This window comes from Staphylococcus sp. acrmy (genome assembly GCF_022690565.1).
In the GTDB taxonomy this organism is placed as follows: domain Bacteria; phylum Bacillota; class Bacilli; order Staphylococcales; family Staphylococcaceae; genus Staphylococcus; species Staphylococcus caledonicus.
On record NZ_JALCVE010000002.1, the window covers coordinates 1 to 15586 of the forward strand.

A 15586-nucleotide genomic window follows, 5' to 3' on the forward strand; every position below is an offset into this window, starting at 1 on the left:
ATTCAAAATAGTAATTAGTTCAAAAGGGAAGTAGCGCTGTGCTAGAAATTTTAATTGTGAAGAAGATTGATCAAACTTCTTATTCTACTAGTATTTACAACTTCATTCTTTATTAATTCTTTGTTTTATAATAACTTTAAAATTAATTGTTTTCGCTTTTCTTAGTCTTTTTTAGTGTGTTAATTAAAACTAATGTTGTTACTAACGCTATAACATTATGTGAGATATTATTTCCTAAAAATACGTTAAGCCAGATAAGTAAGATGAAATTATGTAAATAGCCTTCATAACATATGAGTATTAGAAGTTAGATATAAAAAGCAATGGAGAGATAATTTAATTATTGCCTCCGTTTTTCCTATAGCGACTATTAAACCTTTATAAAATTATAGTTTTACTTTATTAACTATATCTTCTAATACTCTCCCTCCTATTAGATATTGTTCCTTCAATTATATCATTAATTGAAATACTATAATAATTTTAATCAGAATTTTCAAATAATTATAGGTGAAATAATTTTAATTGCCGGGCTAATAATGAACCTTCACCGTCAAGTTGTTACTCATACTAGGCGAACTAAAAATAACCCGCTTTTTCTTTATCTATACAGAAAGAATGCTTTAATTAGAAGATTTTGTTTTAATTTCACTTGATTCTTTTTTAGCATTTTCTTTTAAATCCTTAATCATTTCATTGATTGAACAACTACCATCAAGTTGATACGTGTACACCTATCTCACCTCACTATGTATTTAATCATATTCATATTATAAATTTGCTTTTGTAATTTTTTTAATGTGATCTTCATTATATACACTAAGATTAGAAAGATATTTAGCACATAACTTTCTAACCCCTACATCATTAATATTATCTCTTTTAGTTATAAATTTAATTTGTTCTCTTATAGTTTGGCGACTGCGTTTCCATACTTGCTTTTATAACGTCATCAGCACGTTTTGGACAATAAAAAATAACCTTCACGTTGCAAGGTTAAAAAAGTGTATAAAAATAGCACCGCTTTCTCTTTATTTGTGTAGAAAGGATGCTATTTATCTTGTGATTTTGACTGTTCTTTTTCTAATTGCTTCGTTTTTTTGTATGTTCTTTCTTCTTCAAGACTTTTTTCAATATCTTTAATTAATTCTTTTATGTTACATTCTCCATCTAACTGATATATAGTCATAAAAATTCACTACCTTCTACTAATTATACCAAAATTATATATTTCCTTTAAAAATTTATCAACTATTTTTTTATCTACTTGATTTCCTACATCTATTAGCAATTCTTTATACAAACTTAATGCTGCTTCTTTTGAATAGTTTTCACCTTTTGTCAGATATTTAGTTTTTCCATAATTTGTAACTATTGTCATACTTTTGATAGAATTCAACCTTATAAATAAAGAAATATCATTCAATGAAAAACCTGATTGTCCTGGATGATTATGTAACATAATGATTGAATTAGGTTTACTGTTAAATAATAATTCTGATCCCTTTTCTCCAGGATTAAATTTAACAGTATCTTGATTTCCATATACTTTTGTAACTTTACCATCTTTTAATAAGTATGCTACTTCATTACTATCATTATTTTCTTTGGCATCTTTAAGTAATTTTTTATGTTGTTCTTGTATAAATTGATTTTCTTCTTTGGTATGTGTTGGAATATCAACATATCTGACTTTATCAATTGCTTGATCAGTAATATATATTTTCTTTCCTAATACTTTAGCTTGTTGTAATTCATCTTTGGTTGTGTCATCTTCTACCTGATATTTACCTTCACGCTCTTTAAAGAACTTGTCTCTCCAGTTACCTAGTTTTGGTATAGTAGTACTTCTACACCAAGGATGCATAGGTGGCGCATTCACACCTGGAACCATATCTTTAACTTTAAATGTTTTTCCGTTGAGTGAGTGACATATTTTAGATGTTTTCTTGTCTATTTTAGTCACATATTTATATTCGCCATCTTCACCTAATTCTTTTAGATAAGTTAACTTCTGCGATTCAGCCTGAATACGTGCTGATTCAGTAACTAACAATCTACTAGCATTATAAGTAGTGGAATTTGTCTACTTTTTAAACTCAGGTACGTACTCATTAGGATGTCTCCCTCTAAGTAACACATTGCTTGTTGTTTTCTCCACTTCTTTTTGAACTACAGCCATATCTTGCCATAATCTAGTTGACCAGTTCACACCTTTGAAGTTACTATTCACAACTGCTTTTACTTCAGTATCATCTATTTTTATATGTTCACCAAGTATGTGTGCTTGTCTTTCAACTTCTCTATCAACCGCATCAACTAACTTATTTTCTAGCTTATCTTGAATATCCAAAGTAGAATCTTTGATTATCAAATCTAACTGCTGCTTTAATAGCTTTTCTCTAGATACTTTCATAGACAAGTTGTACAATTTAAGTGCTTTGTTTGCTGCATCGCTAAAATCTCTGCGTTTTACATATTTTTTAGCTTTGTTTCGAAACGCATATACATCGAAATCATCTGCTTTTTTCATAACTTCTTGAATAGTTAATCCAGTATCTGTTGCGTATTTCGCATAAAAGGCGAGTAGCTCTCTCATGATTTCTGCATACATTAACATAATAATTCGTTCTATTTCTGATGTAGCTTGCGCATCAGTTAATGTTTCCGCTTCTATAACATTTTGAGCTCTCTCTAACCAATAATCTTGACTATCTGTCATAACTATCAGTCATTTCTTTTTTGACAATACTAGGTAATTCAAATGATGAACGGTCATTTTCTTCTCTTAATTTATTTCTTTCATCCTCCATTTTTTTAATTTCATCATTAGGATTATCAATAATAGGTAAGAGTTTCAATCTAGTTTGTTCTGAAACTCCACCATTAAGTGCATTAAATGCTTCAATAGATTCAGATAAAGATTTAGGCAAATTAGGTGTAAAAGTAATTTCAATTTTTGTATAGTCATAGTTATAAACGCCTGTTAGATTGAGATTATTAAATAGAATTTTATAACGTTTCATTAAGCCTTTTTTTAAATAATCTTTCCTTTATTGATCGCACTTGTTCTAAACCAAAAAGTTTATATTTCATTGATTCACCAGATTGTACACCGCTAAAATTTTCATCAGTTAAATCAGGTGTATTTGTATATTTGTGAATGTCTCGTTGCAATCTCGTTTTATATGCTTCTGCACCATTAACATCATATTGTTTATAAATATACTTTACTTCAGCATTGCTATCAGAACCATTTGAATTAACATTCGGTTTAATATGTACCATGTTAGCTTGTCTAAATTTATGAGCGTCGTCTCCATCTATCTCAACATTCCCTACAATTGCTAACATTGCATCATTAATATCTGTCATATAATTAGCAGTATCAGATTGTGCGCTATCGTATAAGTCAATTAAAGAAATTACATTTTCAAAATCGCCTTGCTTAAATTGGTCATTTAAATACTCTATGATAGGAACATCATTATAATAATGATTTATAGAATCAATAGATGAAATCTTTCCACTTTTAGTGGTAATATAAAAGACCCTATCAGTTGTGTATACTTCTATCTTCTGTACTGGTAAGTTGTCATTATCTTTAACTATATAATATCTAATACCTGCAATAATCTTTTTTTCCAACGTGTTATCATACACTACAAATGTGTTTTTAGAATCAAGTACTTTAAATTTATCTATATCGTTTTTGTCTCTATAAACAATTTCATATGCTCTACCATATATTGATAAATTAAGTGCTAAATCACTATTAGTTGCATCTGCATCATTAGTGACATTTAAATTTGCAATAGCTTCATTTGTCTTTTCATCTTTATGAGTAACACTAATAGGGTTTCCAGTTAAATATCCTACAATAAAACGCGTTACATATTTAGCAAAGTTGTGTATTGCTCTATGGTCTGATTTTTCACTTAAATCTGTAACTCTTCGTTTATCGGTTAATATATCTGTATTTCTATTAAGATAATAATCTTCTAACATACTCAATCTAGGTAACTGTTCAGTTTTATGTTTATTTATTAAACCGAGTAATACCTCTTCTTTGAATAGCTGCTCTACATTTGATATTAAAAAGTCATCATTAGCTACTTTAGAGAACTTTATGCTGTTAATATCTTGGTTGTATATTGTCATTAGTTCACTTCCTTAAAACATTTTTCTCATTTGTCTTAAACTTTTAATATCTGATTTATCTCCTTTACTTTTGAATATTAATTTACTCGCTGCATACCTTAATGCGTCTATACAATGATTGTATGAATCAACTGGCTCATTATAATACTCGCCCGTCTTTTTATCTTTTTTCCAAGTATAATTATCTAGCTCTTCTACAGTAATGTACCTATGAAAGTAATTCAAGAACGTTTAGGCCATAAATCCGAAGCTATCACTAGTGAAGTATATAGTCATGTAACTAAGAAAATGAATGATGATGCTAAAGAAAACTTTGAGAAGTATATTAAGAATGTATTTTAAATTTAGTTGCCCAAAAGTTGCCCATTTTAATGAAATCAGTTTAATTTTAATAACTTAGTTGCCCAATTTTATGAAAAAAAGAAGCTAAGGCGATAAGCCTTAACTCCTTGTATCTCTAAGCTTTAACTCACTTGTCTTAAAGATTAATATTGTTTCATATATTGATCGCGTTCCCATTCAGACACTTGGGTACGATAATAATCCCATTCAATTGATTTAGAGTTAATAAATTGATTGTAAATGTGATTACCTAACGCTTTTTTGACTGTAGGGTTTTCACGCATAGCTTTTAATGCAGTGTAAAGTGTAGATGGTAAATCTTGGATACCTACTGCTTCACGTTCTTCACGGTTCATTTCATAAATATTTTGGTTAACTGGTTCTGGTACTTTGTCTTTATTTTTAATTCCGTCTAAACCAGCTTGTAAGATAGTAGCTAAAGCCATGTAAGGGTTAGCTGCTGGGTCAACTGAACGAACTTCAATACGAGTTGATAATCCTCTTGATGAAGGCACACGTACTAACGGTGAACGGTTTTTACCACTCCATGCGATGTAACATGGTGCTTCGTAACCAGGTACTAAACGTTTGTATGAGTTAACAAGTGGGTTACATACTGCAGTAAATCCACGTGCGTTGTTTAAGATACCTGCTGTGAAGTGGAATGCATCTTCTGTTAATTGCATTTCACCATTTGGATCGAAGAATGCATTTTCTTTACCTTTGAATAATGATACGTTAAAGTGCATTCCGCTTCCGTTTACACCAAATAATGGTTTTGGCATAAATGTAGCATGTAAGTTATGTTTACGTGCGATTGTTTTTACAACTAATTTAAATGTTTGGATATTATCACAAGCTGAAATTGCATCTGCATATTTGAAGTCAATTTCGTGTTGACCAGGTGCAACTTCATGGTGACTTGCTTCGATATCGAAGCCCATATCTTCAAGTTCTAATACGATGTCACGACGACAATTTTCACCTAAATCTGTTGGTGCTAAGTCGAAGTAACCGCCGTCATCATTTAATTCTAACGTTGGTTCGCCTTTTTCATCTAATTTGAATAAGAAGAATTCAGGTTCAGGCCCTAAGTTGAAGTCTGTATAGCCCATATCTTCCATTTCTTTTAATACGCGTTTTAAGTTGGCACGTGGGTCACCAGCAAATGGTTCGCCGTCAGTTGTGTAGACGTCACAGATTAAACGTGCTACTTTACCTTGACCAGCAGTCCATGGGAAGATTACCCAAGTATCTAAATCTGGGTGTAAGTACATATCTGATTCTTCAATACGTACGAATCCTTCGATTGAAGAGCCATCAAACATCATTTCGTTATCTAATACTTTTTCTAATTGGCTAACTGGCACTTCAACGTTTTTGATGATACCTAAGATATCAGTGAATTGTAATCTTAAATATCTTACGTTTTCTTCTTTTGCAAATTTACGAATGTCATCTTTACTAAATGTACGTTTAGGCATGTAGAGATCCTCCAAATATTTATTTAATAAACCGTGATAAATCGCCACGATTTATTGGCAAAGCTTCATCAGTTGGTTTTTGCGTTGCTTCTACAATCATTCTTTTTCTAATCTCTTGTTCATCTTCTGTTAAATGCCCTTGGTCACCTGTGATGATTTGTTTAATACCTTTTAAGTTAAATCCTTTTTCAATTAAAGATTTAATTTCTAAAAGTCTTTCCAAATCATTCATTGAAAATAATCGCTTATTTCCTTCAGTACGCTCGGGCTTTATAAGTTCATGTGTTTCGTAATAGCGGATTTGTCTTGCTGTCAGTTCTGTTAATTTACATACAACACTCATAGAGAATACGGCCATATTACGTCTGAGCTTATCGTTAGACACCTATAACCTCACTCCTATTTTTGAACTTGATTATAATTTAGCACAGTTTATTTAAGATTACAAAAATATGTTAGGTTTTCTGACATGTAATTCTGATACTATTTATTAGATTAAATTCTGTTCTTTTAAATTAACTACTGCACGAGTCACTGCAAGTTTTACATGTTCATATGTTAAACCGCCTTGGACATAAGCTTCATAAGGTGGTCGTATTGGACCATCGGCTGATAATTCGATTGAAGACCCTTGTACAAACGTGCCGGCAGCCATAATGACGTCATCTTCATAACCTGGCATATAACTTGGTTCAGGACTAAAATGTGCATTTATTGGAGAAGCGTGTTGAATGCTTTGGCAGAATGCAATCATTTGCTCTTTCGTCTCAAATTGAACGGTTTGAATTAAATCTGTACGTTTCGAATTGTATTTAGGTACTGTTTTCATGTTCATCTTTTCAAGAAATAAACTTGTAAATAATGCACCTTTTAAACTTTGGCTAACTACATGTGGCGCAAGGAAAAATCCCTGATACATTTCTTGTAAAGCATAGAGTGACGCGCCTGCTTCTTTACCAATACCTGGAGCCGTTAATCGATAACCACAACGCTCTATTAAATCTTTCTTACCAGCAATATAGCCTCCGATTTTAGCGAGGCCTCCACCTGGATTTTTAATAAGAGAGCCTGCAATTAAGTCAGCTCCAATTTCAATAGGTTCACGTCGTTCTACAAATTCGCCATAACAATTATCTACGAAAATAATGATATCAGGGTATTGTTGTTTGATTTTAGTAATAGCCTGTTCCATTTCATCAAGGGTAATAGAAGGACGTTGATCATACCCTTTAGAACGTTGTATCGCAACGACTTTTGTTTGACTAGATATCGTTGTTAGAACTTTTCCTATATCGATTTGTCCATTCTTCAAAGCAACTTCATTATAAGTCACACCATGTTCTTTTAAGCTTTCAATACCGTTGCCATTCACACCTATTACTTCAAGTAAAGTATCATAAGGACTGCCAGTAATATAAAGCAATTCATCACCATATTTAAGCATACTTTGAAGCGCTAACGTAATTGCATGCGTACCTGAAATAATCTGAGGTCTCACTATAGCATCTTCAGCTTTAAACGTATGGGCATATATCTCTTCTAAATGGTCCCGTCCAAAGTCATCATAACCATAGCCTGTTGTCCCCGTTAAATCACTTTCAGTCGCCTTTACGTGATGAAAAGCGTCTAACACTTTTTCTTGATTAACATATGCTGTTTCTTCAATTTCTTTAAAATATGGAATTAACGTTTCTTCCACCTGAGCAATGACATTCTTAATTTCTGACATTCTATTTTACTTCCTTTTATTGTTTTTTAAATCCTTTAATCATGTAGCTTTCATTATCTTCATCAAAGTCCATACGCTCAATCAATGTATGTTGTTTTAAGAAATATAATCTATCCGCGTTAGTACTTGGCACCGCTTCTTCATAATATGTTAATGCCTCTTTAATCTGATTAATCATTAAATCTTTCACTTTAGATTTGTCATTATCATCGCGACTTGATACAAAGACTGAAGGTACTTCTGACACTGGTTCATCATCGTTATCGTCACACTGATCTTTTTTATTGAAAATGACTGCCTGAGGTATTTGATCCATATCTAAATCTTTAACTAGGCGATTAACCGTATCATATTGTGAACGGTACTCAGGATGACTAGCATCAACCACATGTAACAATAGGTCCGCACCTTTTGCTTCTTCTAATGTAGATTTAAATGCCGCGATTAATGTTGTAGGTAATTTCTGAATAAATCCAACTGTATCAGAAATAATTAAGTTAAACCCTTCATTAATTTGAATTTGACGTGTCTTCGGATCAAGCGTAGCGAAGAGCAAGTCCTTTTCAAACGTTGTTTCATCAGATAAAACGTTAAACCATGAAGATTTACCTGCATTGGTATAACCGATAAGCGCAATTTGAAAGACTTGATTCTTTTCACGTTGATTGCGATAACGTTCACGATGTTCAACGACCGTTTGCAATTGATGTTTAATTTCATTCATTCGCGTTCTTATATGACGACGATCCATTTCTAGTTTCGTTTCACCAGGACCACGTGTTCCTATACCACCGCCAAGACGTGATAAGCTCTTACCATGTCCTTGTAGGCGCGGTAGTAAATAATCTAATTGTGCAAGTTCGACTTGTAATTTACCTTCTCTACTTTTGGCGCGTAAGGCAAATATTTCTAAGATTAATTGTGTTCTATCAATAATTTTTATGCCCAAGTTATCATTTAATGTTTTTGATTGCGCGGTAGTTAATTCATCATTGGTAACCGCCACGTCGATATCGTGAAACTCTATAAAAGCTTTTATTTCGTCGATTTTACCTTTACCTACGTAATATTTATGATCGATTTGTTCTCTGTTTTGAGTCACTTGTCCTTTGACGTTTAGTTGACAAGTAAGAGATAAAGCTTCTAGTTCTTCCATTGTTGAATCAAAATTAAATTGATTATCATTTTGAGCATGTACACCGATTAAAACAGCAGTTTCTAATCTTTTCTTCGTATCATGTGTAGTTTGCTGAGCCACGTTATACATCTCCTCTTTTTTATGTTTCTCAAACATTTTATCATAGAGCATTTTCAAAGACTAACATAGTAATTTGTGTTAAGTTAAAATTAAATTGAAAGGGTGATAATATGGAAAATATTTATGATTTCGTAGTCCAAAAATCTAATGGTGAAGATTATAAATTAGAAGAATATAAAGGCGATGTTATGTTAATCGTCAACACTGCCAGTGAATGTGGCTTTACACCACAATTTGATGGTTTACAAAAATTATATGATAAATACAAAGATCAAGGATTTGTTGTGTTAGGTTTCCCTTGTAACCAGTTTGGTAATCAAGAACCTGGTTCTGGAGCTGAAGCAAACCAAAATTGTAAAATCAATTATGGTGTTACATTCCCTATTCATGAAAAAATAGATGTAAAAGGCGAAAACCAACATCCATTATTCCGTTATTTAACAGATGCTGCTAAAGGCATGTTAAATGAAAAAATTAAATGGAACTTCACTAAATTCTTAGTAGACCGTGAAGGTAACGTAGTAAGTCGTTTCTCACCTCAGAAAAAACCAGCTCAAATCGAAAAAGATATCGAAAAATTATTATAACTTTTCAATCACATAAAATTAAAAGCTTCATGCTAGAGATGAAAATCTATACAGATTTCTCTCTAGCATGAAGCTTCTTTATTACAAACATTTCCTTCATTTGTCTAAAAGTGCTAAAAAATTGGATGAGTGTATTGTAAGAGATATAAACTTGAAGACCGTTGTCTACGCTCTCAAGAACTTACAATAGTGCACTTTAATTACAACTTATTCTTCACTCGCTACTGTTTCTTCTGCATCCGCAGATTCAGTATCAACAGTAAACGTGCTGATCGCATGTTTGTAAATCAAATGTTGTTTGCCTTGAGATACTAAGCTAATAACGTATTTATCAAAGTCTTCAATAACACCTTTCATTTGAAAACCGTTTAAAAAGAATACTGTGATTTCTACTTTTTCAGCTTTAAAATTCTCAAGTGCTTGGTCTTGGATGTTGTGGTTTGCAATCATGTCTAGAACTCCTTTTATTTATTTGGGTTGTAATCTCATCTAACATCATTTGAAGTGTCATTCTCTCTCTATCAAACCATTGAACATTTAATTTATTCTTGAACCATGTCAATTGTCGCTTAGCATATTGCCTAGAATGTTGTTTTAAAGTTTCAACTGCTTGGTCTAAAGTTAACTCACCCTTTACAACGGGAACAAGCTCTTTATAACCTATCGCTTGCATACTCTGAGTCGATTCAAAACCTTGTTCAATCAGCAACTTCACTTCATCAAATAACCCGTGGCTCAACATAATATCTACACGTTTATTTATTCTTGAATATAATGTTTTGCGCGACATTTCAATCCCTATTAATAATGTATCATAATTTTCTGTAAATTGTTGAACTTTCTTTCGAGAACTTAAAAGTTTTTTTGTTTTTAAGAAATATTCAATAGCTCTAAGCACTCTTTTTCTATTATTTGGATGAATATCATGCGCTGATTCTTTATCAAACGTCGCTAAATAATTATGTAATGCCTCATTATCAAGAGCTTCAAGTTCCGACATTTTCTGTTGTGTAAGTTCTTCAGTTTCTTTTGAAACAGTTTCATCGTCAAAGGGATAATCATAAATTAATGATTGAATATATAATCCAGTACCTCCAGCAATGATAGGAATCTTCCCTCTTGATGTTATATCGTCTATTAATACTTCAGCTCTTTTTTTAAAATCATATGCTGAAAAGTTAGCATCAGGATTTAAAATATCTATCATATAATGAGGTATTCCATCCATTTCACGTTGTGTTACTTTAGCAGTACCAATATCCATTTGTTTATATACTTGCATGGAATCGCCACTTATAATTTCACCATTTATCCGCTTCGCTAATTCGATACTTAATTCTGTTTTTCCTGAAGCGGTGGGCCCTACTATCACCACTAAAAATGGTTTTACTGCTTCATTCAACATTTATCCCTCACCTTGATTGTTTTTTAAAACTTGTTTCTGAATCCAATCGAACATATGATTCCAAATCATTTGTTCATCTTCTTCAAATAAAATTTCATGTCTTCTATGTGCATATAATTGAACAGTAATATGTTTAATACCAGCGTGTTTAAATTTTTTACCTAGGTTTTTAATCCCTTTACCATAATCTCCAAACGGATCATCTTTACCAGATATTAGGAGTATAGGTAATAATGGGTTCATTTTTTTAAGTTGTCTTAAGCTTGCCGTTTTAGTCATATATTTTACAGTCTGGTAGATTAACTGATTTGAAACTAAAAATCCTGAATATTCATCCTTAACATATTTATCTACTTCATCGTGTTTGGAAGAAAGCCAATCACTTGATGTTCCCGGTTGTTTAATTTTCTTGTTGAATGATTTATATACAAGTTGATTAACCCATTTTAATCTACTACGTTTTCCAGCAAATAAAGTGATTAATTTTAGTCCAACCATTGCGGGTATTCCTTTCCATCTATGATATTGCCCCGTGCCAGTTAGAATAAGACCTTGTGCGATATTCGGATACTTTTCAACAAATAAACGAGCAATGATTGACCCCATTGAGTGCCCTAATACAATATAAGGTACATCTTTATTAACGTCGTGTAATGTCTGTGCTATTTCATATGCATCTTGCGCAATCGTATTCATATCATCATAGTGGCCGCGCTCATTTTCATCAATGTCTCTCCCATGGCCTCTATGATTATGTCTAATAACATCATACCCTTGTTGCGTTAAAGATTGAACGAGTGCTTCGTAACGATCCATATGCTCAGCCATTCCGTGAAATATGTGAACGACACCAAATGTAGCTATTTTGGCCTTATCAATTTTAACTTCTATCATCGTGCCGTCTTCAACGGTTATTTTATAAGAATTTTGACTCACGCATATGCCTCCTATCGAAAATTAGTGCTAATACTTCATTTAAAATTTATATTCATCTTAATATACCTGTACTTTTTAATGTTATCAAATTGTAAGTAATTATGTAACATCAATAAACTGTTTTCCGCTATTTATAAATAACTATGTTCTCTAACTTAAAGCATTATGTATACTAAAAAAACTACTAACAATATTAGCATAATTGCTAACTTGTTAGTAGTTTTACTAGGCTTTTCTATAAACTTATCTATATTATTATTTTTTTACTGCTAATTGGTCATTGCCGTGTGTAGCTTCTTGAATAGCTAAGTTAAGTTCTTTTGTGAATTCATTTTTTTGGCTTTGAGTATAGTTTAATAATTTTCCTAACTCATCAATAACTAAATCTTTATATTGTTTAACTTCATTAATATTGAAATATAATTTACCAGTTCTGCGTACTAAGAAGTCAGTAGGTTTATAAACCATTTCATGTTGAACACTGTAAACTAATTGTACATAAAGTTCTAATGGTAATTTCAAGTCTTGGTCTTTAGCAATTTGGGCAATGTTAAATAATAGGTCTACGTTAGAACCATATTTTGAAGCTAAGCGATAAGCTGCATCTTCATCAAGTCCAATTGCTTTACCTTCATCTACTTTACGTGCGACGAAATTATCAAAGTTATCGCTACCGCCAACGTCACCGCCAGAAATTGGTGTTTCTTTCGTTGCACATTCAGCGAATTTTAAACTATATTCTTGTTTTAAACGTTTTGCTAATAAATCGACAATTTCTAACGCCATATGACGGTATCCTGTTAATTTACCACCTGCGATAGTTAGAAGTCCTGATTCACCTTCCCAAATTTCGTCTTTACGAGAAATTTCTGAAGGATCTTTGCCATCTTCTAAAATAAGCGGACGTACGCCAGCCCAAGTTGATTCAATATCTTCATCTTTAACGTTTACGTCTGGGAACATATAATTAATCGCATCGATTAAATAGTCTCTATCTTCTTGTGTAGTTAATGGTTTTGCTTTTTCATTATCATAAAATGTGTCTGTTGTACCGACATATGCTTTACCTTCACGTGGGATAGCGAAAATCATACGGCCGTCTTTTTCAGTATCGAAATAAACAGCTTGTCTTAAAGGGAATTTAGATTGATCGATAACCACGTGTACGCCTTTAGTTAAACGTAACTGTTTGTTATTACGTGTATAGTCTTTTTTACGTACTTCATCTACCCAAGGTCCCGCAGCATTAATGACTTTTTTAGCTTTAATTTGATATGTTTCACCTGTTAAAAGGTCTTGAACTTCGATACCGTTTACCTTAGATTTTGAATCATAGATGAAGTTAGTAGATTTAGTGTGATTGATAACTTCAGCGCCTTTTTCTTCAGCACGTTTCATAACTTCGATAGTTAAGCGTGCGTCATCAGTACGGTATTCTACATAATAACCGCCACCTTTAAGGCCATCTTTTTTAACTAACGGTTCTTTATTTAATGTATCTTTTTTAGATAACATTTTTTTACGTTCATATCGTTTAACACCTGCTAAACGGTCATACATTGTTAGTCCTAAGTTAGTTGTAAACTTACCAAATGTACCGCCTTTATGCATTGGTAATAACATCCATTCTGGAGTCGTTACGTGTGGTCCATTTTCATAAACAATCGCACGTTCTTTACCAGTTTCAGCTACAACTTTAATTTGCGCTTGTTTTAAGTAACGTAAGCCACCGTGCACAAGTTTAGTAGAACGTGAGCTTGTTCCTTGCGCAAAGTCTTGCATTTCAACTAATGCGACTTTCATACCACGTTGTGATGCATCTAATGCGATACCTGCACCTGTAATACCCCCACCAATAATAACTACATCATAATCTTCGTTACTTAAGTTCTTTTTAATTACTTCTCTATTTAAAGTAGATAAAGCCATAAATATACCCCTCCAATAATTTATTATGAAAAAAGAGAGACCTGTCCATACAGAATCATGCTGTATGTAAACAGGTCTCTCAAATCTCGACTAATATATTAACTTGACTATATAGTAACACACTTCTATAAACTAAGCCATTAATAGTGATTAATCTTCTAATTTAAAGACCTGCGTTGCTTCTACCGCTTTCTTCCAACCTTTATATAACTTAGTTCTGTCTTCTTCAGAAATTTGTGGTTTAAATTCAGTTTCTAATCGCCATCTATCAGCGATTTCATCTTTGCTACTCCAGAAACCTACAGCTAATCCAGCTAAGTAAGCAGCCCCTAATGCTGTAGTTTCTTGGATTTCAGGACGTTCTACAGGGATATTAACGATATCTGCTTGGAACTGCATGATAAAGTTATTCTTAACTGCGCCACCATCTACACGTAAATTATTTACATCAATATCAGAATCTTTAGCCATTGCTTCCATAACATCACGTGTTTGGTAACATAATGATTCTAATGTTGCACGAATGAAGTGTTCTTTCTCAGTACCACGGCTTAAACCAAATACAGCACCTCTTGCTTCTGAATCCCAATAAGGTGTTCCTAATCCGACAAACGCTGGCACTACGTATACATTATCCGTAGAGTCTACACGCGTTGCATAGTTCTCTGATTGAGGTGCTGAATTAATAATTCTTAATCCGTCACGTAACCATTGAATTGCTGAACCAGATACAAAGATAGATCCTTCAAGTGCGTAATTTACCTTGCCATCTAAGCCATAGGCAATGGTAGTCAATAAGCCACTGTCAGATTTAACTGGCTCTTCACCAGTATTCATTAACATAAATCCACCAGTACCATACGTATTCTTGACATCTCCACGTTCAAAACAAGCTTGTCCAAATAACGCAGCTTGTTGGTCACCTGCAATACCAGCAATTGGTATTTCTTGGCCGAAGAAATGATAGTCTTTCGTATGAGCGTAAATTTCACTTGAAGCTTTAACTTCAGGTAATAGATTTTTTGGAACGTCTAATATTTCTAATAATTCATCGTCCCATTTTAAATCGTAGATATTATACATTAGTGTACGACTAGCATTGGAATAATCAGTAATGTGAGCTTGTTTACCAGATAATTTCCATACCAACCATGTATCAATCGTACCAAATAATAGGTCTCCATTTTCTGCTTTCTCTCTAGCGCCGTCAACGTTATCTAATATCCACTTCACTTTAGTTCCAGCGAAATAAGGATCTAATAGTAAACCTGTTTTGTTTCTAAAAGTCTCTTCATAACCTTGTTCTTTCAATTCTTGACAGATAGATTGTGTCTGACGAGATTGCCATACAATTGCATGGTAAATAGGTCGTCCAGTGTTTTTATCCCAAACAACGGTTGTTTCACGTTGGTTTGTAATCCCAATACCTTCAATTTGATCAGCATTAACTTCATTATCATTAAGTACTTCTGCCATTACTGCTAATACTGACGTCCAAATTTCGTTAGCATCGTGTTCTACCCAACCTGATTTTGGAAAGTATTGTTTAAATTCTCTTTGGGCAACACTTTTAATTTCTCCGTCTTTATCAAATAAGATTGCTCTTGAACTTGTCGTACCTTGGTCAATCGACATGATGTATTTTTCCATAAATATTTCTCCCTTTCAGAATGTAGTTCCAACGTCTATAGGAATAGTAGTATGGAAGTGTACTACTGTTATAGCACTTTTCCAAAAAAATTAATCATAAAACTA

The 15586-nt window shown here is 32.7% G+C and carries 12 protein-coding genes and 4 pseudogenes; 2 read left to right on the forward strand and 14 right to left on the reverse strand.

The window, feature by feature from the left end:
* Window positions 1–903: 903 nt before the first annotated feature.
* The 5 genes and pseudogenes from FH144_RS01815 to FH144_RS01835 form a co-directional block, all read right to left on the reverse strand.
* Window positions 904–987: pseudogene (locus FH144_RS01815) on the reverse strand (hypothetical protein); the annotation flags it as partial.
* Between the two features lie 64 nt (window positions 988–1051).
* Window positions 1052–1189, reverse strand: a complete 138-nt coding sequence (locus FH144_RS01820; RefSeq protein ID WP_242313443.1) for a hypothetical protein — start codon at window positions 1187–1189, stop codon at window positions 1052–1054.
* Between the two features lie 9 nt (window positions 1190–1198).
* A pseudogene (locus tag FH144_RS01825) lies at window positions 1199–2722 on the reverse strand (minor capsid protein).
* Window positions 2712–4161, reverse strand: a pseudogene (locus FH144_RS01830) (phage portal protein). The pseudogenes FH144_RS01825 and FH144_RS01830 overlap by 11 nt, the downstream one beginning before the upstream one ends.
* A gap of 12 nt (window positions 4162–4173) precedes the next feature.
* Window positions 4174–4362 (reverse strand): annotated as a pseudogene (locus FH144_RS01835) (terminase large subunit); the annotation flags it as partial.
* 9 nt (window positions 4363–4371) lie between these two features.
* On the opposite strand from FH144_RS01835, the gene FH144_RS12030 reads away from it, so the two are divergent.
* Window positions 4372–4503, forward strand: a complete 132-nt coding sequence (locus FH144_RS12030) for a hypothetical protein (protein WP_277953112.1) — start codon at window positions 4372–4374, stop codon at window positions 4501–4503.
* 143 nt (window positions 4504–4646) lie between these two features.
* On the opposite strand, the gene glnA is transcribed toward FH144_RS12030, so the two are convergent.
* From glnA to hflX, 4 genes are all read right to left on the reverse strand, one after another.
* Complete coding sequence (gene glnA, locus FH144_RS01840) at window positions 4647–5987, reverse strand: type I glutamate--ammonia ligase (RefSeq protein ID WP_107508430.1); 1341 nt, start codon at window positions 5985–5987, stop codon at window positions 4647–4649.
* Window positions 5988–6006: 19 nt separating this feature from the next.
* Window positions 6007–6345, reverse strand: a complete 339-nt coding sequence (locus FH144_RS01845; RefSeq protein ID WP_242313670.1) for a MerR family transcriptional regulator — start codon at window positions 6343–6345, stop codon at window positions 6007–6009.
* 132 nt (window positions 6346–6477) lie between these two features.
* Window positions 6478–7716, reverse strand: a complete 1239-nt coding sequence (locus FH144_RS01850; RefSeq protein WP_242313444.1) for a methionine gamma-lyase family protein — start codon at window positions 7714–7716, stop codon at window positions 6478–6480.
* A 16-nt stretch (window positions 7717–7732) separates the two neighbouring features.
* Window positions 7733–8974, reverse strand: a complete 1242-nt coding sequence (gene hflX, locus FH144_RS01855) for a GTPase HflX (RefSeq protein WP_242313445.1) — start codon at window positions 8972–8974, stop codon at window positions 7733–7735.
* A 110-nt stretch (window positions 8975–9084) separates the two neighbouring features.
* Between hflX and FH144_RS01860 the strand changes: the two genes are divergently transcribed.
* Entirely contained in the window at window positions 9085–9561 is a 477-nt protein-coding gene (locus tag FH144_RS01860; protein WP_107508426.1) for a glutathione peroxidase, read from the forward strand.
* 207 nt (window positions 9562–9768) lie between these two features.
* Here FH144_RS01860 and hfq read toward each other — a convergent pair whose 3' ends face one another.
* The 5 genes from hfq to glpK all read right to left on the reverse strand — a co-directional run bounded on the left by hfq (window position 9769) and on the right by glpK (window position 15481).
* On the reverse strand, window positions 9769–10011 hold the full coding sequence (hfq, locus tag FH144_RS01865; RefSeq protein WP_107508425.1) for an RNA chaperone Hfq: 243 nt from the start codon (window positions 10009–10011) through the stop codon (window positions 9769–9771).
* Window positions 9974–10966: a tRNA (adenosine(37)-N6)-dimethylallyltransferase MiaA gene (gene miaA, locus FH144_RS01870; RefSeq protein ID WP_481914031.1), complete on the reverse strand. Its 993-nt coding sequence runs from the start codon at window positions 10964–10966 to the stop codon at window positions 9974–9976. The genes hfq and miaA overlap by 38 nt, the downstream gene beginning before the upstream one ends.
* A complete protein-coding gene (locus FH144_RS01875) occupies window positions 10967–11902 on the reverse strand; it encodes an alpha/beta fold hydrolase (RefSeq protein WP_242313446.1) in 936 nt (311 codons plus the stop codon).
* Between the two features lie 255 nt (window positions 11903–12157).
* Window positions 12158–13831 (reverse strand): glycerol-3-phosphate dehydrogenase/oxidase, encoded by a 1674-nt coding sequence (locus tag FH144_RS01880; RefSeq protein WP_242313447.1) that lies wholly within the window; start codon window positions 13829–13831, stop codon window positions 12158–12160.
* Window positions 13832–13981: 150 nt separating this feature from the next.
* Window positions 13982–15481: a glycerol kinase GlpK gene (glpK, locus tag FH144_RS01885; RefSeq protein WP_242313448.1), complete on the reverse strand. Its 1500-nt coding sequence runs from the start codon at window positions 15479–15481 to the stop codon at window positions 13982–13984.
* Window positions 15482–15586 lie beyond the last annotated feature (105 nt).